The organism is Paenibacillus mesophilus (assembly GCF_005938385.1).
Classification (GTDB): domain Bacteria; phylum Bacillota; class Bacilli; order Paenibacillales; family NBRC-103111; genus Paenibacillus_AB; species Paenibacillus_AB mesophilus.
The window spans coordinates 39,536-64,216 of the sequence record NZ_VCRA01000018.1 but is presented as its reverse complement, the minus strand read 5'-3'; the positions used below and the strand labels follow the sequence as shown (position 1 = coordinate 64,216).

The 24,681-nt window shown below is 54.9% G+C and carries 24 protein-coding genes and 1 pseudogene; 6 read left to right on the top strand and 19 right to left on the bottom strand.

All coding sequences use genetic code 11. The annotated features are described in order from the left end of the window. Positions 1-182: 182 nt before the first annotated feature. Together FE783_RS26085 and FE783_RS26080 are read right to left on the bottom strand one after the other, a co-directional pair. The gene (locus FE783_RS26085; RefSeq protein WP_138882306.1) at positions 183-962 is read right to left on the bottom strand and encodes a class I SAM-dependent methyltransferase; all 780 of its coding nucleotides are present in this window, start codon (positions 960-962) and stop codon (positions 183-185) included. A 244-nt stretch (positions 963-1,206) separates the two neighbouring features. Continuing rightward, positions 1,207-3,453 (bottom strand): FAD-dependent oxidoreductase, encoded by a 2,247-nt coding sequence (locus FE783_RS26080; protein ID WP_138882305.1) that lies wholly within the window; start codon positions 3,451-3,453, stop codon positions 1,207-1,209. A gap of 122 nt (positions 3,454-3,575) precedes the next feature. On the opposite strand from FE783_RS26080, the gene FE783_RS26075 reads away from it, so the two are divergent. Further along, on the top strand, positions 3,576-4,415 hold the full coding sequence (locus tag FE783_RS26075; protein ID WP_138882304.1) for a helix-turn-helix domain-containing protein: 840 nt from the start codon (positions 3,576-3,578) through the stop codon (positions 4,413-4,415). Here the strand turns inward: FE783_RS26075 and FE783_RS26070 are convergent. Together FE783_RS26070 and FE783_RS26065 are read right to left on the bottom strand one after the other, a co-directional pair. Then, positions 4,391-4,855, bottom strand: coding sequence for a signal peptidase II (locus tag FE783_RS26070; protein ID WP_138882303.1), 465 nt, complete (start codon positions 4,853-4,855; stop codon positions 4,391-4,393). The two genes, FE783_RS26075 and FE783_RS26070, sit on opposite strands and share 25 nt — an antisense overlap. Before the next feature lie 78 nt (positions 4,856-4,933). Beyond that, positions 4,934-5,467: a YceI family protein gene (locus FE783_RS26065; protein ID WP_138882302.1), complete on the bottom strand. Its 534-nt coding sequence runs from the start codon at positions 5,465-5,467 to the stop codon at positions 4,934-4,936. Positions 5,468-5,708: 241 nt separating this feature from the next. Between FE783_RS26065 and FE783_RS26060 the strand changes: the two genes are divergently transcribed. Continuing rightward, positions 5,709-5,990, top strand: a complete 282-nt coding sequence (locus tag FE783_RS26060; RefSeq protein WP_138882367.1) for a winged helix-turn-helix transcriptional regulator — start codon at positions 5,709-5,711, stop codon at positions 5,988-5,990. A 420-nt stretch (positions 5,991-6,410) separates the two neighbouring features. Here the strand turns inward: FE783_RS26060 and trxB are convergent, their stop codons facing one another. The 10 genes from trxB to FE783_RS26010 all read right to left on the bottom strand — a co-directional run bounded on the left by trxB (position 6,411) and on the right by FE783_RS26010 (position 14,555). Next, entirely contained in the window at positions 6,411-7,364 is a 954-nt protein-coding gene (trxB, locus tag FE783_RS26055) for a thioredoxin-disulfide reductase (RefSeq protein WP_138882301.1), read from the bottom strand. A gap of 119 nt (positions 7,365-7,483) precedes the next feature. After that, positions 7,484-8,245, bottom strand: coding sequence for a winged helix-turn-helix domain-containing protein (locus tag FE783_RS26050; protein WP_420799769.1), 762 nt, complete (start codon positions 8,243-8,245; stop codon positions 7,484-7,486). Positions 8,246-8,333: 88 nt separating this feature from the next. Next, complete coding sequence (locus FE783_RS26045) at positions 8,334-9,539, bottom strand: MFS transporter (RefSeq protein WP_138882300.1); 1,206 nt, start codon at positions 9,537-9,539, stop codon at positions 8,334-8,336. 37 nt (positions 9,540-9,576) lie between these two features. Continuing rightward, on the bottom strand, positions 9,577-10,554 hold the full coding sequence (locus FE783_RS26040; RefSeq protein ID WP_138882299.1) for an LLM class flavin-dependent oxidoreductase: 978 nt from the start codon (positions 10,552-10,554) through the stop codon (positions 9,577-9,579). 167 nt (positions 10,555-10,721) lie between these two features. Beyond that, positions 10,722-11,147 carry an RrF2 family transcriptional regulator gene (locus tag FE783_RS26035; protein ID WP_138882298.1) on the bottom strand — a complete coding sequence of 142 codons (426 nt, stop codon included), beginning with the start codon at positions 11,145-11,147 and terminating at the stop codon, positions 10,722-10,724. A gap of 527 nt (positions 11,148-11,674) precedes the next feature. Beyond that, the gene (locus FE783_RS26030; protein ID WP_138882297.1) at positions 11,675-11,935 is read right to left on the bottom strand and encodes a metal-sensitive transcriptional regulator; all 261 of its coding nucleotides are present in this window, start codon (positions 11,933-11,935) and stop codon (positions 11,675-11,677) included. A gap of 98 nt (positions 11,936-12,033) precedes the next feature. Next, on the bottom strand, positions 12,034-12,516 hold the full coding sequence (locus FE783_RS26025) for a DsrE/DsrF/DrsH-like family protein (protein WP_138882296.1): 483 nt from the start codon (positions 12,514-12,516) through the stop codon (positions 12,034-12,036). 61 nt (positions 12,517-12,577) lie between these two features. After that, positions 12,578-12,802 carry a sulfurtransferase TusA family protein gene (locus tag FE783_RS26020; protein ID WP_138882295.1) on the bottom strand — a complete coding sequence of 75 codons (225 nt, stop codon included), beginning with the start codon at positions 12,800-12,802 and terminating at the stop codon, positions 12,578-12,580. Positions 12,803-12,822: 20 nt separating this feature from the next. Beyond that, a complete protein-coding gene (locus tag FE783_RS26015; RefSeq protein WP_138882294.1) occupies positions 12,823-13,959 on the bottom strand; it encodes an MBL fold metallo-hydrolase in 1,137 nt (378 codons plus the stop codon). Between the two features lie 23 nt (positions 13,960-13,982). Beyond that, positions 13,983-14,555, bottom strand: a complete 573-nt coding sequence (locus FE783_RS26010) for a sulfurtransferase TusA family protein (protein WP_138882293.1) — start codon at positions 14,553-14,555, stop codon at positions 13,983-13,985. 305 nt (positions 14,556-14,860) lie between these two features. On the opposite strand from FE783_RS26010, the pseudogene FE783_RS26005 reads away from it, so the two are divergent. After that, positions 14,861-15,338: pseudogene (locus FE783_RS26005) on the top strand (CcdC family protein). Between the two features lie 97 nt (positions 15,339-15,435). Here FE783_RS26005 and FE783_RS26000 read toward each other — a convergent pair. Then, positions 15,436-16,239, bottom strand: a complete 804-nt coding sequence (locus FE783_RS26000) for a TrmH family RNA methyltransferase (protein ID WP_138882292.1) — start codon at positions 16,237-16,239, stop codon at positions 15,436-15,438. Further along, on the bottom strand, positions 16,239-16,910 hold the full coding sequence (locus FE783_RS25995; protein WP_138882291.1) for a potassium channel family protein: 672 nt from the start codon (positions 16,908-16,910) through the stop codon (positions 16,239-16,241). The genes FE783_RS26000 and FE783_RS25995 overlap by 1 nt, the downstream gene beginning before the upstream one ends. A 211-nt stretch (positions 16,911-17,121) precedes the next feature. Between FE783_RS25995 and sspI the strand changes: the two genes are divergently transcribed. From sspI to FE783_RS25980, 3 genes are all read left to right on the top strand, one after another. Then, the gene (gene sspI, locus FE783_RS25990; RefSeq protein WP_138882290.1) at positions 17,122-17,337 is read left to right on the top strand and encodes a small acid-soluble spore protein SspI; all 216 of its coding nucleotides are present in this window, start codon (positions 17,122-17,124) and stop codon (positions 17,335-17,337) included. Positions 17,338-17,729: 392 nt separating this feature from the next. Beyond that, entirely contained in the window at positions 17,730-18,422 is a 693-nt protein-coding gene (locus tag FE783_RS25985; RefSeq protein WP_138882365.1) for a response regulator transcription factor, read from the top strand. Positions 18,423-18,428: 6 nt separating this feature from the next. Next, complete coding sequence (locus tag FE783_RS25980) at positions 18,429-19,919, top strand: sensor histidine kinase (protein WP_138882289.1); 1,491 nt, start codon at positions 18,429-18,431, stop codon at positions 19,917-19,919. 288 nt (positions 19,920-20,207) lie between these two features. Here FE783_RS25980 and FE783_RS25975 read toward each other — a convergent pair whose 3' ends face one another. The 3 genes from FE783_RS25975 to zwf all read right to left on the bottom strand — a co-directional run bounded on the left by FE783_RS25975 (position 20,208) and on the right by zwf (position 24,662). Then, positions 20,208-21,797, bottom strand: a complete 1,590-nt coding sequence (locus FE783_RS25975; protein WP_138882288.1) for a peptide chain release factor 3 — start codon at positions 21,795-21,797, stop codon at positions 20,208-20,210. A 46-nt stretch (positions 21,798-21,843) separates the two neighbouring features. Beyond that, a complete protein-coding gene (locus tag FE783_RS25970) occupies positions 21,844-22,887 on the bottom strand; it encodes a metallophosphoesterase family protein (protein WP_138882287.1) in 1,044 nt (347 codons plus the stop codon). A 215-nt stretch (positions 22,888-23,102) separates the two neighbouring features. Next, positions 23,103-24,662: a glucose-6-phosphate dehydrogenase gene (gene zwf / locus FE783_RS25965; RefSeq protein ID WP_138882286.1), complete on the bottom strand. Its 1,560-nt coding sequence runs from the start codon at positions 24,660-24,662 to the stop codon at positions 23,103-23,105. Positions 24,663-24,681 lie beyond the last annotated feature (19 nt).

Genomic DNA, 24,681 nt, shown 5'->3' with positions numbered 1-24,681 from the left:
CCGATGATTTGCCCCGCAACAAGGTTATAGGGGTTTCTCGAACTATTGTACGGTTGGCTTGCATAAGGAAGTAGCGCTAGTGAAAAAGTATACACGACTTTCAGTCCTTTTCGTTATGGATCGAACCTACATCCGTAACATATGAGCGAATGTCCCGATGTGTGCGCCTCGCGGCTTGCGATTTACGGCCGGATCGCCCGGAAGCAGGCCGATTCGCCGCCGAAGCTGACCAGATTGCCGGATTCGTCGGCTTGGACCGAGAAAAACCGCCGCATCTCCTCAGGGGCTTGCAGCAGCTTGCTCTCCAGCAGATCGGCCTGTTCCTTCGGAAGCCCCGCTCTGCCGCACCAGTCGCGAAACTGAAACATTTTCGGAAAGCGCACCATGGAATCGACCCGGAAGCCCGATACTTCGAGCAGGCGGATCCATTCGGTCTTTGTCCAGGCCCGGACATGGCTCGGATCTCTTTGCTTCTCTACTTCGTTATAGAACCGGTCGAACATCCCGTTCTCCGGAGCGACATTGTCGATAAGCAGCAGTCTGCCACCCGGCTTCAACACGCGGAACGATTCCGCCGCGAATGCCGGAACGTCGGGAAAATGATGAGCCGCTATCCGGCAAGTGACCAGATCGAAAGCGCCGTCGGGAAAAGGAAGCCGTTCCGCATCGCCTTCGACAAAGTCGACGTTCGAATGGCCGTTGCCGCGTATAAAGGCGGCCGCTGCCTCCAGCATTTCTTTGGTCAAATCGCAAGCGGTCACCCGACGGACGAGCGGGGCAAGCGCATTCGCCACATGGCCGCCTCCGGTCGCGATATCCAGAACCTCCATATTGCCGTCCGCTTCCGATACGGAAACCAGATAAGACAAATCTCCGCCTTTCGCGTGCAATGGGCTCGCAACATAATGCTGCGCGTTCCTGGAAAATTGCCGCTGGACCTGTTCTTTAATCGAATCGTTCACCGCGCCATCCTCCTTCAATTGATGTTCCATCTAATGAAACCCAATCCCGATAAATGAAACTAACTTTATAGTACTATACTTGACGAACGCTGTATACGGTCCTTTTGCCGCTGCTTTGTCCGCACTTGCGACCATGTCCGCCACCAGCCCAAATAGGTCGGACGGCTGATCCGCCGTCAATCCAAACAGGGGCCGGGCGAACGCGAATCGCGTTTGCCCGGCCCCTCGATCCATACGGTTACGATTAAGAATAAGCGCGAATTTCCACCAGCTCCGCGCGGGGACAGCCGTTCGTCCGCTCGACGACGATGCGCAGCCGTGCGGTGCTCACCGAATCGAACCGGTGAGTTTTTTTGCGCTTGCGATTGTCCGTCTCCCGGTGAAGCATCCTCCATTCGCCCCCGACCCAAGCTTCCAGCCGGTAATCGGCGGCGAGCTCGGGCATGACGTCGAACGATGTGCGGATATAATGCAGATTGATCAAATATTCGTTGACGTCGTCGTTCCAGATCAACTGTACCTCGGAAAGCGGAACCTCTTGCGGCCATTGAAGCTCCAGCCACTCTTCCCCGCCTTCGGCCATCGGTTCGGACACCCACATGCGCGGGCCGCCGTAAGGACGGGTATACCCGTCAATCACGCGCTCCGCCGTATAGGCCTCCGTCTTGTCGACCGCCCGGAAGCAGAACGGCTTCCGCACCGTCTTCCGCATGCTCCATTCGACTACCGGCTGCGACGGCTGCTTCTCCTCCAGCTTCGGATCGACGATCGGCTGCCGCCCACGGAAGAACGAGAGCACTCCTGTCAACGGCCGGTGCGACAACCATAGCGAAACGGACTCGTTCGCCCTGACGATAACGAATGCATTGCATGGAGCCGCCGGACGCCATGGGAGGTTAACCGGGATCCATTGCCGCTCCCCCGGCTCGACGGCGACGGTATCGCGCACGATCAGCTTATGCGGTACATAGTTTTCCGCCCGGTCCGTGTCCCACAGCTCGACTTCAAGCACAGTCCCCGCTTGGGCGTCGACGAGCAGCTCCAGCCGCCCGATGCCTGGGTCGACGGGAAACAACATAGCAACGTCGGATGTTAGCGGGAAAGCCTCGTCCGCCTCTTCAACCGATAGCGCGGATAATGTGCTGGATGCGGACACCGTTGTATTCCGCGCCCTGTCCAGCGGATCGTTATTCGCGAGCCCGATCAAGGAGGCGTCCTGACGCAGCAGCGTCTGCTGCAGCTCTTCCAGATGATGCATATATACGTCGCGAGGCGTAACGCCTTTCCCGGCACATAGGGCGGCAGCCGTTCCAGCCGCTTCGCCCATGATCGCGCACGTCGCCATCACCCGCGTTGTGCCGAACGCAACGTGCGAAGCGCTAATATTGCGGCCCGCCATCAGCATATTGGATACGTTGACCGAATACAGCGAGCGATAAGGGATATGGTAGATGCCGTCCGAGTACATATGCTTCGATCCGCTCGCCTCGGCATACATCCCTTGCGGCGGATGCAGATCGATCGACCAGCCGCCGAAGGCGACCCGATCGGCGAACGGCTCCTGGCGCAGGATGTCGTTCTGGGTCAGCATGTAATCTCCGACGAAGCGGCGAAACTCCCTTTTGCCCGGCACCGCTCCGACCCACTCGAGCGTCAAGTTGCCGGCATCGAACTTGCCTGAATTTTTAATATAGTCCCATATCCCGTATATGGCTGCCCACAGCTCGTCGCGAATCCGCTCGTTCTCGTGGACCGTATCGAGCTCGCCGCCCCATTCGATCCACCAGTAGTGACACCCGGAATCGCCCGTTCGGATAATGCGACGCTCCGGAATCGTCGTCTTCGTAATGTCTTTGGCGAACGAAGGCGGCACATATTTGACCGGATGGCCGACATCCTTCGTATAGAACAGCAGCGTGCTGCCGAGCGTAATGTCGTCCGCGACTTCGGGAGCCCACGATTCCCCGAATTCCGCCCGCGCTTCCCGGCCGATCCGGCAGCTCGCCCCCGCCAGGAAGCCGACGAGTCCATCCCCCGTGCAGTCGATGAAGACCGGGCTTTCGAAGCGGATTTTGCGTTCCGAGCCCATCATCCATCCGGTAACGGATACGATGCGCCGGTTATCGTCGGATCCTTCGGCCTCGACCTCATGCACATCGGTGTTCAGAAACAGCCCGATGTTCGGCTCGGCGAGCACCGTCTCCAGCACGACGGTATCCCAGTAATACGGATTCCCGTCCGGATTGCGGTATTGGTTCTCGACGAACAGTTCGCCCATAATTCCGGTTTCTCTCGCAAAGCGGTGAGTGCCCGTAGCCGAAGCTCCGCTCACCCATACGCGTACTTCGCTGCTCGCATTGCCTCCCAGAACCGGCCGGTTCTGCACAAGGGCCACCGTCCGGCCTTGCCGGGCCGCAGCTATGGCCGCGCACACCCCCGCCAATCCGCCGCCGACGACAGTGATATCCGTTACGATTGTCTCCAGCTTCACTTCTCTCACCCTTTATCATGAACTTGTATCTAATTTCATGATAGTGGAAACGATTTGCTTTTGACATTCAATAAGTTATCATGGATTTATACTTTATTTCATCCCGACAAGGAGGATGAGCGATGGACGCGCTATCTCCCGAACAGCTCGTTCCATTCATCCATAATGTTCGTTACTGGCGGCATAAGGAACAGTTTCTAATGGAAACCGATTCGCATCACGCCTGGATGATGTTTGCCGTCGAATCGGGCTCGTTTCGTTACGAAATCGATGGAGAGGAAGGGACGGCCGAGCGGGGAGACCTTGTATTCTGTCCGCCGTTCACGACGTTCCGGCGCGTCATCGTCAAGCCTCTGACGTTCTTCGTCTTCAACTTCTCGCTGCATGCCGGAGAACGGGACGACTCTGCGGGGCAAAGTCCGGATGTATGGGCGGGAGATAAGGGGCGAAGCGGCCTGCCTTCCGGCAAAGTGACGATCCGCGACGTGCAGCGGCTCGCCTCCGACTTCGATTATTTGCGATCGGTGTGGGAGCTTGACGAAGAGCCATATGCGAGTCGTAAGCAATATTTGCTGCTAGACATATGGCGGCTGTATGGCTGGGAGACGGATGCGAACCGCCGCTTTGCGAGCGTGCGCGAAGATCCTCTGATGGAACGGGCGGAGCTGCTGATCCGGGAGCGGGCTCACGTACCGTTCAGCATGAAGGAGCTGGCCGGAGAGCTCGGACTAAGCCCGGTCCAGCTGACGAGAAGGTTTACCTCGGCGTACGGCAAGACGCCCGGAGCGTACGGAGCCGCCCTGCGTCTGAACAAAGCCCGGGCACTGCTGGTGGAAACGGACTGGACGCTCGACGATATCGCCCGCCGCTGCGGGTACGACAACGGCTTCTATTTCAGCCGGGCTTTCTCGGCCAAGATGGGCATGCCGCCTTCGCACTACCGCGAATCGAACCGGCTGTAGACGGTCCTTTCTTTCCATTCCTGAACGATGACGTGGAGCAGCAGCAGCAACGAGCCGGCGGATAAGGCCAAATCTGCAGCGTTCAAAATCCCTTCGCCCATCACGAGGTAATCGGTCACTTTCCCGAACAAGATCCGGTCCAGCGTGTTGCCCGCGGCTCCGCCGATCAGCAGCGCGGCGCCGGCTTCCGGCATAAACCCTTTCAAATGGCCTTTCCGGCGCGCGATCAGCAAACCGGCTATCACCGCGATTCCGACGATGATGAACAGCCGTCCGTATCCTTGAAAGGAGCTTCTGGCCGCTCCGCTATTCTCGTAAAAAGTCAACAGGATGCGCCCGTTCCACAGTGCGGCGGATTCGCCTACCTCCATATAAGCTCTGACCGCGATCTTCAATAACTGATCGACGACGGCTACGGCCAGCGCGACGGCATAGAACATTCGTCCATCCCCTTCCTTTACTAAGCAAAAAGACGGCAACCGGGCCCAAGACCCGAATCGCCGTCTTTCCTTGTTTTGTTACGCTTGTTTGGCGCCTTCGATTTCGAGCGAAATTTTGATTTCGTCTCCGATCAGGACACCGCCCGCTTCCAATACGGCGTTATACGTCAAACCGTAGTCGCTGCGCTTGATTTTGCCTTTGCCGCTGAAGCCTGCTTTCTCATTGCCCCATGGATCTTTGCCGGCGCCTTCGAACGTGACCGAGAACGTCTCGGAACGAGTTACGCCGCGAATCGTTACATCTCCGGTAACGTCGTATTCGTCGTCGCCTTTGGAAGCGATGCTCGTCGACTTGAACTGGATTTGCGGGTATTTCTCGGTTTCGAAGAAATCGGCCGAGCGCAAATGATTGTCGCGGTCCGAATTGCGGGTATCGATGCTGTTCACGTCGATATTGAACTCGATGCTCGCTGTAGTCAAATCGGCCGGATCGGCTTCGACCTTCGCTTCGAAAGTATGGAAAGTGCCTTTCACGTTCGCGATCATCATGTGTTTCACCGAGAAGTCGATGCTGCTGTGCGTAGAATCGATTGCCCAAACTGTTTTTGCCATTGTCATATTCCTCCTTAAAATAACTTACGTTTAGTTATTAACTTACGTTTAGTAACAATAATCTTATTGTATGGGATTGCTCGTTGTTTGTCAATCTTAAAATTGAGATTTTTAAAATTGTGTTACTTTTCGTAAGTTAGTGTATAATAGTAATTATCTTATGTCAAGTTAATTAATCGCGAAGGGGTGATACCGTGTGAACAAGCCTCCGTCATTATTATGTCCCCGGTTTGAGAAAGGAATGAGCATCTTGAATAAGCGTTGGACCGGTCTAATCGTGTACCAGCTTCTATCCGGTCCCCAACGTTTCTGCACGATCGAAACCGCTCTGCCGATCAGCGGAAGGCTGCTGTCCGAGAGGCTCAAAGATTTGGAGAGCGAAGGCATCGTCAACCGCGAAGTGTTCCCGGAAACGCCGGTCCGCATCGAATATTCGTTGACCGAGAAAGGGCTCGCGCTGGAACCGGCCCTACGCGAAATCGAGGAATGGTCGTACCGGTGGGTCGAGATTGATGAGGCGTAAGCGTTCGTTCCTTTCCTTATTTTCAGGTGCAAAACCGCTTATGCTCGCTGCCAAGAATCCCTACATGCCTAAGTGCAGGCTGATGACGCGGGCCCTGCTACGTGCAAAGGCCCCTAGGCTGATTCCGGCTAAACGGCCGGTTGGGTCATTTCAACGGCAATCTTAATGCACATTTGTACCCAGATCGATGAAACTTGCCCGAATTTCGCGGACAACATGCGCTTATGCATTTGCGCATCCTAAAAAACGTCTATCGACCTACTTCGAAGGTACGCGGCCCGCAATTTAGCGGTAAACGCCAACGGAAATCGAATTCCAATCCCCGCTCAAATGACGCCTTCCTCTCATTGCTCCAATAAAAACAAAAAATCCAGCCAATACGGCTGGATCAGACTATCGAGCGAGCATCTCCTTAAACCATCAAACGTTCACGGTATTCGGCTCTTCCGCCGGCTCGGACGCTTCCAGAAACTTCTCGCAGTCGAGCGCCGCCATGCAGCCCGTACCCGCAGCGCTGATCGCCTGACGGTAGCGGCTGTCCTGAACGTCGCCGCAAGCAAATACGCCCGGAATGTTCGTCTCCGTCGTGCCCGGCTTGACGAGCAAATAGCCGTGGTCGTCGGTCGTCAACTGGCCGCCCAGAAACTTCGTGTTAGGCGTATGGCCGATTGCGACGAACAAGCCGTTCGTTTCGATCGTTTCCTCCAGGCCGGTCTCGTTGTTTTTGACTTTCAATCCGGTTACGCCGCGTTCGTCGGTCAGTACTTCGAGCGGAGTCCGGTTCAGCTTCCAGCTGATTTTCGGATTCGCCCGCGCCCGGTCCTGCATGATTTTCGAGGCTCTCAGCTCGCCACGCCGGTGGACGAGCACAACTTCGGACGCGAAGCGGGTCAAGAAGTTCGCTTCCTCCATCGCCGAATCGCCGCCGCCCACGACTATGATTTTTTTATTGCGGGAAAAAAATCCGTCGCACGTCGCGCACGTACTCACACCGCGGCCGATATTTTCTTTCTCGCCCGGAATGCCGATATATTTCGCCGACGCCCCGGTCGAGACGATAACGGACTCGGCTTGAATTTCGCCCATCCCTTCCACCGTAAGCGTAAACGGACGCTTGGACAAGTCGACTTGGTTGACCCATCCGGTCTGGAAGCTGGCTCCAAACCGTTCGGCTTGCTTCCGCATATTGTCCATCAGCTCCGGTCCCATGATGCCGTCCGGAAATCCGGGGAAGTTCTCCACTTCCGTCGTCGTCGTGAGCTGTCCTCCCGGCTCCTGCCCTTCGATAACGAGCGGATTCAAGTTCGCTCTTGCCAAATATATCGCGGCCGTCAGCCCTCCAGGGCCTGTGCCGATTATAACCGTTTTATACATAACAATCCCTCCTTATAGAAACAATCATACCACCGCTTCGGCCAAGCATCATGAAGAACGGATGAACACAAAATGAAACCTTCATGAAGGTCTCATGAAGGTTTCGTGAAGATCTGGTTTCAATCGGCGATGCGGTAGCCGATCCCCCGCACGGTCGCAATGTACCGAGGAGTCTTCGGATCGTCGCCGAGCTTGTGCCGCAGGCTCTTGACATGGACGTCGAGCGAATTGCTGCCGCCGAAGTAGCTGTCGCCCCACAGCTGCCGCATCATGTCCTGCCGGGTCAGCACGCCGCCGCCATTCGCCAGCAGCAATTTGAACAGATCGAACTCGGTGCGGGTAAGCTCTATTCTTACGCCGGCTTTATGGACCGTTATCCGTTTCAAATCCATCACGACGTCTTTATGCCTTAACCATTGGCCGGCACTTTCCGGGACCGGAAGCGGGTCGTTCCGGCTCGCCAGCTCCTCGACCTTCGCCAAGGCGGTCTGAATCGGACACGGCCATACGAGGCTGTCGGCGCCGGCCGCCGCTTCTTCGGCCGAATCGCCGATAAGCATCAACGCGTTATGGGCGAACGATGCCGGTTTCGCCGAATCGGCTGCGGCGGCTTTCGTACGGTCTACAATGACCAGGTCGCTCTGAATCGTCGGAAGGATCGGATCGGTCTCATGATGGAAAACCAGCACATCGTAGCAGCGGATCGTGAGCGCCATAACCAGAGACCGGACGGAGGCCGGATACGGGCTGATGATGACAACGCGTCTCGTCGTTTCGCAGAAGGCGCCTTCTTCCAACCCTTCCATCGTATCCGCCGCAAGATCGGTCGAACCGCCGGCGGCCGATGTTTCGTTATTCGTATAGCGTTGCAAGAGGCGCACGCTCCTTTACCCTTCGGATATGGCCATTGCTATCAGTTTAGGGCACCGGCGATTGCCGAGTCAAGAAACGCGCAGTTTGCGTACTGGATCATTTCGCCATGGCGATTTCCCGTCTCGCTCCGCGGCCCCGCGACATCGATAAATATAAACTGAAGAGCAGCACGATCGCCCCGAGCACGTATGGGGCATTAATATGGATTTCGAACAACGTTCCGGCCACGGCGGGTCCGAAAATGTTGCCGAGACTCATGTAAGCATTATTCATGCCGGCGACGAAGCCTTGCTCCTCCCCTGCCGATTTGGACAGAAGCGTATTGATGGCCGGGCGCATAATGGAAGTGAGTGCAAAGAACAACACCGTCAGAACGAGCACGTACGTGAAATTGCCTGACAGCAGCATCAGGATCAGCGTGACTGCCGACAGCAGGAACGTCCAGTTGATCAGAGCCCTTTCCCCGAACCGGTTGATCAGCCTTCCGATGAATACCGCTTGAATAACCGTTCCCGCCAAAGCGCCTACCGTAAAAATGATCGAAATATCCATCGGCGTATAGTGGTGCTTCTCATCGACAAACAACGGGAAAATCGCTTCAAAATTGGCAAGCCCGAACGTCAGCGAGAAGATCAGAAGCAACAATACGATATAGGAGGACTTGAACGATTTGCCGAATTGTTTGAAAATATTTTCCCGCTTCATATTGGCGCGTCTCGAGGCCAGCTGCGCTTCCTTCGATAAAGACTCCGGCACGAACAATAGCGATCCGATCGTCGCCAGCACCCCGACTGCAGCCGATACGTAGAACGGCGCCCGAAGCCCGAACTCGGCGAGAAACCCTCCGATACCCGGACCGATCGCGAAGCCGAGCGACATCGAAGCGCCGAGAAGACCTAATCCTTTCCCGCGCTTCTCATCCGTCGTAATGTCGGCGACATAGGCCAGCATCGCCGGAATCATCGCCGCCGCACCGATCCCCATGACGAGTCTGGACACATACAACAGCCATATTTGCCCGGCTGCGGCGAAGATCAGGTTGGAGATCGTAAACAGCAGCAATCCCGAGACGATCATCCGTTTGCGTCCGTATTTATCGGACAGCTCCCCCGCTATCGGGGAAAAAATAAATTGCGTAATCCCGAACGCCGCTACAAGGTAGCCGGCCGTTTGGCCTCCCGCACCGAACTCCCTCAGAAAATCGGGCAAAACGGGAATGATCAGCCCGATTCCAAGCATCGCGATAAACATGTTGATCATGAGCAAAAGCATTTGCTTTTGTCCTTGTGCAGCTCTCTCCATTGTTCCACTCATCCTATCCGGAATTTTTTTATCTCTATTATGGTTTGATCAGTTCGGCCAATAGCTCATAGGATCGCAGCCGGGCCTGGTGATCGTAAATGTGCGCTACCGCCATGATTTCGTTTGCTCTCGTATCTGTAATGAATCGCTGCAGCTTTGCCTTGACCGTCTCCGGTCCCCCGATAATGGAGGAGCCGAGCGTTTGCTGCAAGGCGGCCTTCTCCTGCTCGGTCCATAGACCGTCCATCGTGTCCACCGGAGCGGGAAGCGGTCCCGGATTGTTCCGGATGAAGCTCAGGAACAGCTGTTGACCGGAAGTCGCAAGCCGTTTGGCTTCTTCGTCCGTATCCGCGGCGATCACATTGACCGCTACGATCGTATACGGTTCGGCCAGCACTTTGGACGGCTGGAAGTTGCGATGATAAATTTCCAGAGCCGGAAGCAGCTGATTCGGCGAGAAATGACCGGCGAAGCCGAACGGCAGCCCGAGCCGGGCAGCCAGTCTCGCACTGAAATCGCTGGAGCCGAGCAGCCAAATCGGAATCGACGTTCCTTCGCCCGGAATCGCTCTGACGGGCATCGTCCCCGAGAAGTAGGCGCGCAGCTCTTCCAGCTGGTCCGGGAAATCGTGACCGTCGCTTCCCCGGCTCCCCCTTATCGCGTATGCGGTCCGCTGATCCGTGCCGGGAGCGCGGCCGAGGCCCAGATCGATACGTCCGGGGTAGAGCGCCTCGAGCGTTCCGAACTGTTCGGCGATGACGAGCGGGGCATGGTTCGGCAGCATAATACCTCCCGCGCCTACCCGTATGGTGGAAGTGCCTGCCGCCACATGACCGATGACGACCGAAGTGGCGGAGCTCGCGATACTCGGCGAGTTATGGTGCTCGGCGAGCCAGAACCGGGTATATCCCCACTTCTCGGCATTCCGGGCAAGATCGAGCGAATTTCGCAGCGATTCGGCGGGAGTACCGCCCACGACAATCGGGGCAACGTCGAGAACCGATAATTTAACCATTCATAAGCACCGCCTTTACCGAATTCACTTAACTGTATCCATTTTAGATACATTACAGTGCAAAAAAAATGAAGACTCAGAACTTTAACGGAATAACGTGACTGCTTTCTAACGACCGGGACTAGCCGGTCCGCAAAGACCCGGTCGTAAGTCAGGGCGGAATTCCGTTAAAGTTCTTTACAATGTTTAACCTGCTCCAAAACGTCTTGGATCGTAGTTTGCTCGAGGCATTTTCTGTAATGGACTTCGGCTTCGTCGAATATATGATCCATCACGACATGCATTTTGGAGGAAATGAGACAAGAATGCTCCGGGTTCCCCGAATTCCAATTCGGCTTCAACGCTCCGCACGAGATCGCACGGTATATTTGGGCCAACGTGACTTCCTCGGGGTTACAATTCAATATGTAACCACCTCCGACGCCTTCCTTCGTCCTGACAAACCCTTGTTCGCGCAACAAGCTCATAATTTTGCGGATCCTCGTCGGATTGGTCGATACGTTTCGGGCGATCAGCTCGCTGCTGGCCATATGATCGGGCAAATAAGCAAGAAAGACCAAGCTGTGGACCGCAACGGTAAATTCACTGTTCATCGGGCTGAAGCTCCTCTCTCTCCGAGGAGAATACTGTTATGGTAATGCATACAGTTTAACAAGTCAATACAATTTCATGCCGGGCACAAAAATAGCCCCACAATGTGGGGCGGAAGTTGTTGAAACAGTCTCTTTTTGACTTTCTCAACAGCCTGAGCCCCACAACGCGGGGCGCAACCGGTGCATGAATCTAGTTATAGCCCGGCATCCCACTTAACGGCAGCGCGTCGTCTCCTGCTAGGCTGGTCGGCGCTAAAGCCGGTTCTTAAGCTTGCCAGCCGGTGCTAAGTCTACGCAAGCTGAAGTTCCCGCTATTCCGGCAACTAGATGGAAAACCTCCATTTCATTCCGGCTAGCAAGGCCGAAAAGCGATTTTTACTGGAAAACATGCCGTTATTTTGGTTCAATATCGGCGAAAGACGCCCAAATGTCGAAAATAGCTGTATGTTTTCCATTAGCCTGACGGCAATCAGGCCGGTAACCGGAAAATAACTGTATGTTATCCATTTCGGAGTGGCGCTTCTCCGTCAGCGGCTCTTGACAAGCAGGTCTACGGCTTGCTTGACCATTTTACTCGTATCCCGGCCGGCTTCCTTTTCTTCCAGAATGCATTGCTCCAGATTGACCGCGACGATGTAGGCAATCGCCTTGTCCGCCGCGCTCCGTACCGCGGATATTTGGCTGACCACATCTTTGCAGTGCTGCTCTTCCTCCATCATTTTCAATACGCCGCGAATTTGCCCTTCCATCCGCTTCAATCTTTTCTTTACGTCATCATCGTATATCATCGCGAACGCCCTTCCTTCCATCCATACCGGTATAGGTATATTATTGCAGACAACCATGGCGAAGACAACAACAGTCGGAAGGGGCGGGTTTCTATAACTTATATAAACAAATTCACCTTCGCATCGGCGGCATCGCCCAAATAAGCGGCAACCCCCGCGTATTCGATTCCGTCCAGCAGCTCTTCCTCCTGCAAGCCAAGAAGTTCCATCGTCATCGTGCAAGCGACTAGCTTAACGCCTTGCTCTTGAGCCAGCTCGATCAATTGGGGAAGCGTCAGCGCACGATGCTTCTTCATTACGTGCTTGATCATTCGGGGACCGATCCCGCCGAAATTCATTTTGGACAAACCGAGCCGATCCGCCCCGCGCGGCATCATCGCCCCGAACATCTTCTCGAGCCAACCCTTCTTCACCGGTACCGGCGAATCTTTGCGCAGCGCGTTCAATCCCCAGAACGTAAAAAAGATCGTCACTTCATGGTCGTACGCCGCCGCCCCGTTCGCTATGATGAAAGCCGCGATCGCTTTATCCAATTCCCCGCTGAATAGAACGATGGTCGTCTTTTCCTTCTTATCCGTCATCCTCATCACCTTTCGACTATTTACTTATACATGTATGGGTATATGATTTGCCCAAAAAAAATCATCTCTTCTGTACGATAAAAATAAATACCCCGTTTTCCTGTTTCGTCTCCAACAGTTCGTGCCCCGTCTGGCTCACCCATGCCCTAAAATCGTACATCGCCCCTTTGTCGGTTGCCTGCAGCTCCATAATTTGACCCGTTTCCAGACTGTCCATTCCTTTCTTCGCCTTGACGATCGGCATCGGACAAGCAAGCCCTTTGGCGTCTACGATCAAATGTGCCATATTGCGTATTCCTCCTCCGCTTAATGATGGTGTACCGCGCACCGGTTCGGCCCTATTTCCAATTCTGCAGCGCGTTCCGGCACTACATGCTGCTCTCCTCTGTTAATGGCCACGATCTCTTCAAAGTTCGGCGGCTTCTCCGTGTCGGCGGCTCCGGCCACTTGCTCGGTAAATGATTCCCGATCGGCATTCATCATGATGTCATTGTTAGTCCGGATATGGCCGAGCGTCGCTCCGACTATGCCGTCTGCGTTCATTTCGCTAATATCCGCATAATGTGCGGGCAGAACGAGGACATCGTCCAACAACCTGCTCACTTTATGGAACACGGTATCGTACAAATCTTCCGCCCATTCCTTCGGCTTGCCGCCCAGATCGGGCCGCCCCAATCCGCCTACGAAAATCGTATCTCCCGACATCAAATAGGCATTGTTCAGCAGAAACGAAGTGGAGCCCGGCGTATGACCCGGCGTCGGGATGGCGAGCACATCCACTTCCGCTTGACCGAAGCGGATCGAAGCGTGGTTTTCCAGCGGTTCGTAATGCAGGTCGGTCCCTTTCACTTCTCCGGAAGAAATGTAGTAGGTCGCCCCTGTCAATTCGGCCAGTGCCCTCCCTCCCGAGATATGATCGGCATGCAAATGGGAGTCGACAACGTGCTCGATCGTGAAAAGATGCTCTTTCGCAAGCTCCGTGTAAATCTCGATATTGTGACCGGGGTCCACGACCATCGCCTTACCTTCGGAAACGATAACGTAGGACAAGCATCCTTTGGACAACCGGTTGATCTGGATGAATTTCAAAGAAGAATGGGATGCTACTACCGTCGGGTAATAAAATTGGCTCCACGCCAACATCCCGCCTTCTAGGACCGAGGCCATGTACCCTTTATCCGCCAGAAGCCCGGCGACGAATTGCGCCGATCCCCCTTTGGCGCATACGACGACGATGTTCCGGTCTTTCGGCAAATCTTTGTAATTTCTCTCGTCCTCATCCAGAAAGTTGAAATAAGGCACATTTATCGACTTCGTCGTATGGCCTTCAATTTTCCAGGAGGAATATTCTTCCTTATTGCGAACGTCTAGAATGAACGCCTCTTGGCTGGAATTCATAACGGCATGCAGCTGTTGTGCCGTAATCGACGACACGTTTGCCATGCAAATTCGCCTCCTTCTCGGGCTTAATCTTTCTCAACCTCGTAAGTCCACTGCGACATTCCGGGAACTACATTGCGGATATGTCTGAACCCTTTGGCGCTCAACATCCGGCAGGCCGTATCGCTGCGATTGCCGGAACGGCATACGATAAAGTATTGTTTATCGGGATCAAGCTGCGCAATATGCGTCTCGATTTCTCCGAGCGGAATCGAAACCGCGCCCGGTATACGGCCAAAAGCATATTCGGCGGGTTCCCGCACATCGATGATCGTTGCGCTTCCGCCCGATTCAAGCTCGGACCGAAGCTGCTCATTCGTTACCGTATGCGGATAGCTCATGTCCGCTTTCGTATCGGAAGCTTCGGCTTTCCGGATAAAATGACGGTAAACCCCGTCTTCCTCCTTCATGCCGACATAGTGGTGACCTGTACGACCGGCCCAGCCCGACAGATCGGCGACCGAGCCTTTATCCGTTGCCCGCACCTCCAACACTTCCCCTGCTTTCATGTCATCGATTGTTTTCTTGGTCCGGACGACCGGCATCGGACACGCCAGCCCCTCGCACTCCAAAATCCGATCCGCTTGCAAAGCTGTCATCGATTACAACCTCCCGAAAATGATTGTTTAATTACATACCCATAGGGGTATGTTTCACCGCAAAAAAAATCTGGTATTGCAGCAGGCAGGTTAAACAGCATTCATACGGCCCCCTACCAGTTGACGGTGACACCCGCAGCAATCCGACGATTTACATATACCCGTATGGGTATATGAACACTGTAACCAAATCGCTCTCCTTCGTCAACACCGAGTACATAAATTAGGTTTATCTCCCAAAGGGAATATGATATATTAGTGGCTGTCTATTTTTTGTATATTTCATCTATGAGGTGGCCCGCAAAATGAACGGAAGCGCTTTTTATGCAGTGGTAGCCGCTGTAGCGGCATTGGTATTGTGGAGAAGAACGAGAAGCATGTACCGTCCGATACGAGGTAACGGGATTCGGTTATTAGTCCCTCTTCTATTCATGCTTCCTGGAGTGACGCTGTTGCTGGACCCGAACGTAAATTTACCGGCTTGGGCTTATGGAGCAGCTTTCGGTCTTGGCATCGTGTTCTCAATCCCGCTGATTTGGACGACCGAATACGAGATAAGAGAAGACAACCTGATCTATGCCAAGAAAAACTGGGGGTTCGTCGCGGCTTTCGTAGGTATTGTGATCATACGGTTTGTTCTTCGAATTGTCCGACATGGATCCACAAACATTAATGGCATTGTTCCTAATGGTAGCATTCGGCTATATTCTTCCATGGAGGATTGTATCGTTTATCAAATTCCGGCGTTTGGTCAGCCGATGCTCTACAGCACCGCATAGCTAATCACAGGAATCGCTATCCCGCAAGGATGCTTTTTACTATGAAGCGGCCGATGATGTCCATCGGCCGCTTCTTATACTTTGTAAATGTATATCCCCATCTAGTTAGATCCCCGCTGCCGCATAGCCTCGAACAACAGCACGGTCGCGGCCATAGCCACATTAAGCGACTCGGCTTGCCCCTTCATCGGGATAATGACGTGCTCGTCGATCTGTGCGGCCACTTCAGGCGAGACGCCTTTCCCTTCATTGCCGAGCACAAGCCATGTAGCTCCGGTAAAATCGGCTTCATAGCACGTCCGTTTCGCCTGCAGGCTCGTGTTGACGAGCCGGATGCCGTGCGATTTCGCCTTGGCGATCAGCGGCAGCAGATCGGCTTCCGCTACGGCAACGTGGAACAGCGAGCCCATCGTGGAGCGGACCGTCTTCGGGTTATACAAGTCCACGGTCCCTTGACCCAATACGACGCCGGACGCTCCGACCGCATCGGCCGAGCGAATGATCGTACCCAGGTTGCCGGGATCTTGCAAACCGTCCGCCACCACGACCAACCCGTTCGGAATATCGAGCAGCGTTTCCGCCGACCGGGACGATTTACGGACAATGGCGATAACGGGCTGAGGCGTCTGAGCATCCGAACATTTGGCCAGCACCTGCTCGCTGACCGGCACGCATTCCAGCTTCGTATCGGCCTGGACATACGATTCGATCTCGGCCGGGATTCCGCGCTCCTCCGAATATAGCAGCGCCTCGACTCCTGCATTATATATCAACGCCTCCTGAACGAGGTGAATGCCTTCGACCAGATACAAGCCTTGCTTGTCCCGTCCTTTTTTGTCCAGAAGCTGCGCCCATAGCTTGACTCTCGGGTTGTGGATCGAAAGAATCGGTTCCGGTCGGCGCATTATTTGGCCACTTCCGCAAACGCCCGTTCCAGATGGCGCAGTTGATCGTTCTCGCCTACGACGACAAGAATATCTTCATGCTTGATCGTATCGTCCGCATTCGGGGAAATGTTCATTTTATCCCCGGTTTTAAGCGCCATGACGTTGCACCCGTACTTGGCCCGGATATCCAGCTGACGCAGCGTTTGACCGATCATATTCGCGGACGCCTTCAGCTCGACGATGCTGTAATCGTCGGACAGCTCGATAAAATCGAGTATATTGGGAGATATTAAATGGTGCGCGACGCGAAGTCCCATATCCCGTTCGGGGAAAATGACTTTGTCGGCTCCGATTTTTTTCAACACTTTGCCGTGCAGTTCGGTTTGAGCTTTGACCACCAGGAGCGGAACACCCAAGTCCTTGAGAATCAAAGTCGTCAATATGCTCGACTGAATGTCTTGACCGATCGCTACGACGACTACATCGAAGTTGCGGATGCCCAGCGCCCGCAAAGCTTCCTCATCGGTCGAATCGGCTTGAACCGCATGGGTGACCATGCCGGAAACTTCCTGCATCCGCTGCTCGCTGGAGTCGATCGCGAGCACCTCGTAGCCCAGCTTGTACAGCGACATGGCGACGCTTGAACCGAAACGTCCCATTCCGATAACGGCGTATTGCTTCGTTTTCATTCCCATGCTCCCTTCTGTACCCCAAAAAGTGAAGCTTATGCTGCGAGGCCGATTCCTAATGCTTTTCGGGGACCCGCTCCTGCAGCCTTTATGATTCTTATTATACCACACCGACACCGCGGCACCATATTCCAGCCTTCGGGACCATACATGAACCCCGACAGTTGTGTGCATATTAACTTACGAGAACGACGAAACCGGAGGTCACATCATGATTTTAAGCTTACGGCAAGCGATCATTCAACGCGTTCACGACAAATCGGCTGAGGAGCTGATCGAAGTGATCAACGACTCGATCGGCGGCGACGACAAGGCGCTGCCCGGACTCGGAGTCCTGTTCGAATTGATTTGGGAGCATAGCGGACAAGCGGAACAAAGCAGCATGGCCGCTACTTTAAAAAGTCAGCTGGATGCCGGAGCCAAATAAGCCGCTTATCGATCCGCCGCATATAACAGCCGCCGTTCGTCGTATCCCCCGACGTTTCGGCGGTTGTTTGATTTGCGGCAAAGTATTGCAACCGCTCCCATAACCGAATATGCTTATAAGTAAAACGTTTATCGAAGTACTTCGAAGATGAGCGACCGCGATTAAGCGGAAGGTTTCCTTGGTAAAGAATGCCGCATTTCGCTTTAACACTTTAGCGAACTTAAACATTCTTTATCGTTATCAAATCGCCCAGAAGTGAAGATCTGCTTCGTAGCTTATTCCTGTTACTTCTGGGGGAGCCCCCGTTATCTATAGAAATTGGCTTCGCATCATTTTCTATACAAGAAACAGACCGTATCAGCTTGCCTACTAGCGGAGGTGCCAAAGTGAGAATGCTTGTTGCGGAGGACGACCGCTCCGTTTGCGAAATGCTCCGGTTGTTTCTCCACGAAGAAAACGTGCAGGCCGTGTTCGTCCATGACGGCAGCGAAGCCGAACGGCTATTCCGCGGGCAGCATTGGGACTTTGTCCTGCTGGACTGGATGCTGCCGGGGCGGGACGGACTGGAGCTATGCGCGGAATTCCGCAAAATCTCCGATACCCCGATCATTCTGCTGACGGCCAAAACCGATGAGAAAGACCGGATCGCGGGCCTGGAGTCCGGCGCCGACGATTACGTGACGAAGCCGTTCAGCCCGCTTGAGCTGATGGCGAGAGTCAAAGCGGTCATGCGCCGCTATAAAGCTACCGGGCGGCCCGAATCATCCGGACACGATCCGTCCGAACATACCCGGATTCGGCACATGGAGCTGCATATCGACACCGGATCGCGGGAAGTGACGATCGGCGGCCGGCCTATCGCCAATTTGACGCCGAAGGAGTTCGAGCTGCTCGTCCTATTCGCCAGCCATCCGAAGAAAGTGTTCACGCGGGAACAGTTGATCGAAACGGTGTGGGGATTCGACTACTACGGAGAAGACCGCACGGTCGATGTACATATCAAGCGGCTGCGCAACAAAATTGCAACGCCCGAACGCCAATGGATCGTGACCATATGGGGTGTCGGCTACAAGTTGGAGGACTGACCACCGATGCGGATGCCCAAGCAACGATTCCGATTCACTTTTTTTCAACGCCAATTCCTCAGCCATCTGCTCGTGGCGCTGCTGCTCCTCGCGCTCCTCGGCTCCGCCTTTACTTATTTCGCCAAGCACCGGATCATCTACAAGAACAAAAGTGAAGAGCTGGTCGGTTCGACGCGCGCAATCGCCCGCATCCTGCAGCGGGAGGAAAACGCCGGACCGGCTTTGGCCAACTTCCGTATTTTTTTGAACGAACGCAAAATCTCGATTGTCCTCATGAACCGCAACGGCGAAGTGATGGAGAAAGATTACTCCATGCTTGCTCAGCCTCTGCGCAATAAGCAAGTGATCGACAGCTTGCGCAAGCAATTATGGACGGTGCAGAACGACCAGACGTTCGCCATCGAGAAGCAAACGGCCGATCCGCTCATGGTGGCGGCAAGAACGGTGAAGCAGAAGGGCAAGAAAGAAGAAATCGTGCTGTTCGCCGTATCGCCGATCCGGGGACTGAACGAAACGATAACGGATATGGACCGGGTTATTTTTTATTCCATGGGTGCCGCGCTCGTCCTTACGTTGATCGTCGTCTTCCTGCTGTCGCGCGGCATGGGCAGGGCGGTCCGGACAATCCGGCAAGCGGCCGGATCGATCGCGGAAGGGCAGTATGATACGCGGATCGCCATGACCCGGACGGACGAGCTGGGAGATTTGGCGCGCGATTTCAATGCGATGGCGGTCCAGCTTCAGCAATCGTCGGATAAGCTGGGTATTGCAGAGACGAGACGACGCCAGTTTTTGTCGGACGTCTCCCACGAGCTGCGAACGCCGCTCACATCGGTACGCGGCATCGTGGAAGCTTTGAAAACCGGCATCGTTACCCCCGAAGAACGGCACAAGGCGTACGGCATTATCGAGAAAGAAACGATCCGGCTCATCCGCCTGATCAACGAGCTGCTCGATATCGAGAAAATGCAGACCGGCCAGATCACGCTGAACAAAGCCGATTATAGGGCCAAAGACATTCTCGAAATCGTCGCGGAAACACTCGACGTGCTCGCAGCGCAAAAAAACTTAAAACTGCTGGTGGAATGTACCGAGCAGCTTGTTTGGCACGGCGATTACGACAGGCTGATCCAGATCGCGATGAACGTCGTCAAAAACGCCATTCAATTTTCCGACTTCGGCACGATACGGCTCTCCGCGGCAGAAACGGACGACCGGACCGTCATCGAGATCAGCGACGAGGGGATGGGCATAACGCCGGAAGAACGCGAGCGGATATTCGACCGATTTTATAAAGCCGACCCTTCCCGCTCCAAGGAAAAAGGTGAAACCGGGCTCGGCCTGTTCATCGTCAAGCAGCTGACGGAAGCGCACGGCGGCACGGTTGAAGCGGACAGCGAACCCGGCATCGGCACGACGTTCCGGCTGTCGTTCCCGAAACGGGCGTTTGATGGCGACGTAACCGCCGGCGAATCGGGACGCCAAGCGGACGCATGACGGCCCCGCTCATCGAAGCAAACCCGTTGGCGGCGGCTGTATAACGGAACTATATTCCGCTAACGACCGATAAAACATGCTCGCCGGCAAAATAACGGAACTATTTTCCATTATTCGGCCTTTTAGCCACCATGGCAGCACGAAATTCATGGTTTAGTGCACTGTAGTTCCGCTAATAACAAAAATAGCCGGGAAATATTCGATTTAGCGGATTACAGTTCCGCTATCGCTCGAACAAGCAAAAAGCCTCCGGGTCCGCTGCCAAGAGCGGTTCCCGAAGGCTTCTTTTTAAGGCGCCGTTTCCAGAAACTTCGCCTGAGGCATTTTCTCCATCGCGCTGCGCATCGCGTATTCGTTCTCGAACAGCGCCACGTAATTGTCCTTCTTGTCTTTCACGAGCTGCGAGTTGATCCGGAACTTCGCCGGGTCAAGCTTGTCGTCAACCACCCAGCGCGCGAATTGAAACGGGAGTCTATGAAGCAAGATGTCCACGCCGTATTCGGCTTTCATCCGATACTCCATAACCTCGAACTGCAGTTGTCCGACTACGCCGAGAATCAACTCATCGAACCCGCTCGTCGTGTGGAACACTTGAATCGTGCCTTCTTCGGTCAGCTGGTCGATTCCTTTAAGGAACTGCTTTTGCTTGAGCGCGTTTTTGATCGACACTTTGCTGAACATTTCCGGCGAGAACGTCGGCAGCTCGTCATACACGATATCTTGGCCGCCCTGCGAGAGCGAGTCGCCGATCCGGAATATGCCGGGATCGAACAGCCCGATAATATCTCCCGGGAACGCCTCTTCCACGATATCCCGTTCTTGGGCGAGGAATTGCTGCGGCTGCGACAGCTTGATCTCTTTCCCGGCGCGTACATGCTTGACCGCCATCCCGCGCTCGAACTTGCCCGAGCAAATGCGCAGGAACGCGATCCGGTCCCGGTGCGCCGGGTTCATGTTCGCCTGGATTTTGAAAATGTATCCGGAAAACTTCTCGCACGTCGTCGGATCAATTTCGCCTTGGCTGCTGTTGCGCGGCTGTGGCTGCGGCGCCAGCTCCAGGAAGTTCTCCAGAAACGTCTGCACCCCGAAATTGTTAATGGCGCTGCCGAAAAAGACGGGAGTCAACTCGCCCTTGCGCACTTTCTCCAGATCGAATTCGTCGCCGGCCACATCGAGAAGCTGAAGCTGCTCCTGCAGCTGCTCATACAAGTAATCCCCGGCGATCTCCCTCACGAGCGGATCGTCGTAGCCGCTTACTTTGCGAACTTCGATATGGTCGTGGTCTCCGTTCTGGAACAGCTCCAGCTGGTTTCGGACCCGGTCGTACACGCCGCAAAACTGCTTGCCCGAGCCGATCGGCCAGTTCATCGGATAAGAGCGGATGCCGAGCACTTGCTCGAGCTCCTCCATCAGATCGAACGGGTCGCGTCCTTCCCGGTCCATCTTGTTCATGAACGTAAAGATCGGAATGCCTCGCTTGCTGCACACCTGGAACAGCTTCTTCGTCTGCGCCTCGACCCCTTTGGCGGAGTCGATCAACATGACCGCGCTGTCGGCCGCCGTCAGCGTCCGGTACGTATCTTCGCTGAAGTCTTGGTGACCCGGGGTGTCGAGTATGTTCACTCTATTCCCCTCGTAGTCGAACTGCATGACGCTCGACGTTACCGAGATTCCGCGCTGCTTCTCGATCTCCATCCAGTCCGAGGTCGCATGGCGGCTCGCCTTGCGTCCTTTGACCGTACCGGCCAAACGGATCGCCCCCCCGAACAGGAGCAGCTTCTCGGTCAAAGTCGTTTTCCCCGCATCGGGGTGGGAGATGATCGCGAACGTTCTTCGCTTCTGTACTTCGTTTTGCATGTTGGTTGCGATTTGATTCATTGTGCTTATCCCTTCCAAGTCACTCTATCTTGCATTATTGGTATCGTCAAACTTTCGCGCGTTCAAGCGGAACGGTCCAATGGGCCGAATCCAGCCATTGCTTCGTCGAAAATTCCCTGCCGCGCACGACGACCCGGTCTTCGTAAACCTGCACATACATCCCCTGCGATCTTTCCGTCGGGCCTTGATTGCGGGTGCGGCCCACGGAAGCGTTTGTAAACCAGTGGAACGTTTCTTTGGTATAGTGCGGCGTCCCGTTGTCGAAATCTTGATGGGTATGTCCCGAGATGACGAACACATTTCGGTACGGCTTCAAAATGTCGCGGAATTCCTTGGCGCGGACTACGCGGTGGGAGCCTCCGTCCTGCCCTTCGGGAGGAAGCGGCTGATGGATAATAATGATGGTCGGCTTGGCGCCGGTCGTCTCCGCAAGCTTCGCCTTGAGCCAAGCCAGCTGCTCGTCGGAATACCAGGCCCCCTCGCCTACCTCGGGCTTTTCTTGCATGTACGCTTCCTGGGACATCAGGATGACCCGGCAGCCGTTAATGGCGACATCCTTATAAGGCTTCGTATAGTTGAACATTTTCATGAACCGGGCGCGGGACTGCGCATCCGTCTTGCCATTCGGCAGCGTATCGCGGCTGAACCCGCCGTTATGGATCCATACGTCATAATAGTCGTGATTGCCCATGTTCGCATACACCGGGGGCAGCTTGTAGCCGGCCAAAATCGTTTCCAGCGTCTTGCATTCCGCCTCCATGCCGTAATCGGTCAAATCGCCGCCCAGCAGCACGGCGTCTACGGGAGACCCGAGATGGACGATTTGGTCCAGCGCATGGTTCAATTTTCTCGGCGTGCTCTCATCGTAAATCGAGACGTGCAAATCGCTCAAAACGAACAGCGACAGCAGCGGCTCCGCGGAAACAACCGAAGACGACTCCGGCTTCGTCACAGGGGCCGTAGCATCCCCCGCCGTCATGGGCGGATCGGACCGGCCGAGCCGGGACAGCATTTGGAACATGGCGAAGAAAGAACCCGCCACTACCGCGATCGCGGCAATCAACCACTTCAGAAACCCGCGTCTCGACATGAGCTCACTTCCATTGTTCCAAAATAGGCGGCGCTGATATTCATTATATGAAAAACGTTTCCCGGCGTCTACGCAAGGATGAACGGTCGAATGCCTGGAACATGATGGGACGGAAGATCGCTTTTGCGGCAAATGTCCGAAATACACAAATAACGGAACGGTCCGCTATTTGCCCAGAAATAACGAACTTCCGTTCCGTTACCCGAATGCTTCGCTTACTTCGTCGTCACCGGCGTCGCCCATACGACTTCGCCCTCGTGCTGTCCGTTGACCGGCCACCATTTGAAGCCGTCCTTCGCGAGCAGCTGTACGGCGGCTTCCGGTCCCCACGTTCCGGCCGAATACGAGTGCAGGTCCGTGCTTTGCTCGCGCCATGCCGACTCGATCCGGTCGACGAATTTCCATGCGAGCGCCACCTCGTCCCATCTCGTGAAATAGGTCGAGTCGCCGCGCGCCGCATCGTACAGCAGACGCTCGTACGCTTCCGGCGTGTTGATGCCGACTTCGCAGCTTTGGCAGAAATCCATCGCGATCGGCACGATGCCCCACTGGGAGCCCGGCTGCTTCGCGTTCATTTTCAAATAGATGCCTTCCGTCGGATTGACCCGGAACACGAGCAAATTCGGCTCGAGCTTCGTTTTCCTGGAGAAGTAGACGTTCTCCGGCATATTTTTAAACTCCACGACGACCTCGGTCGTCTTAACCGGGAGTCTCTTGCCCGTGCGGATATAGAACGGAACGCCCGCCCAGCGGAAGTTGTCGACGAACACCTTCGCGGCGAAATACGTCTCCGTCACGGAGTCGGAAGGGACGCCTTCTTCGCTGCGGTAAGCCGGAACCGGCTTGCCTTTCATTTCCCCTGCGGAATATTGACCGCGGACCACGTATTTCTGCACGTCTTCGGGATCTTTGAATATGCGCAGCGAGCGGAGCACCTTCACCTTCTCGTCGCGTATATCTTCCGGCTCCATCCGGCTCGGAGGCTCCATCGCCATCATCGTAATCATTTGCAGCATATGGTTCTGCCCCATATCCCGCAGCGCTCCGGCATGATCGTAATAGCCTCCGCGCTCCTCGACGCCGACCGTCTCGCTGAGCGTAATCTGGATGTTGGCGATATGCTTGTTGTTCCAGAGAGGCTCGAAGAAGGCGTTGGCGAAACGGACGACCTCGATGTTCTGCACCATTTCTTTGCCCAAATAGTGGTCGATCCGATATACCTCGTCTTCGTTGAACACTTGACGGATTTGCTCGTTCAGCTTCTCCGCCGAAGGCAAATCGTAGCCGAACGGCTTCTCGATGACGAGCCGGCGCCAGCCTTTCGTCTCAAGCAGACCGCCGTCGCGCAGATTGAAGCTGACGCTGCCGAACAACTCCGGAGCGAGCGCCAAATAAAACAGCCGGTTGCCGCCGATGTCGTACGTATCGTCCAGCTTATCGGCCAATCCTTTCAACTGCTGGAACGCTTCGAGCTTGTTGATGTCGAGGGACATATAGTGGAAATGGTCGGCGAACTTCTCCCACTGCTTGTCCTCTTCGCCCTTGTAGCGGCCGAACTCCTGAATCGATTGCCGGACGTCCTCCCGGAACTGCTCGTTCGTTCTCGGGCGGCGGGCCAGCCCGATTACCGCGAACCGGTCGGATAATTTGCCTTCGCGATACAAGCTGTAGAAAGCTGGGAACAGCTTTCTCCGTGCCAAATCCCCAGTAGCGCCAAAGATGAAAAAGAGCGTGCGATCCGCTCCGTAATCGTTAAGTTCCGCGATATCGGTCATGGTCCATCATTCTTTCCTA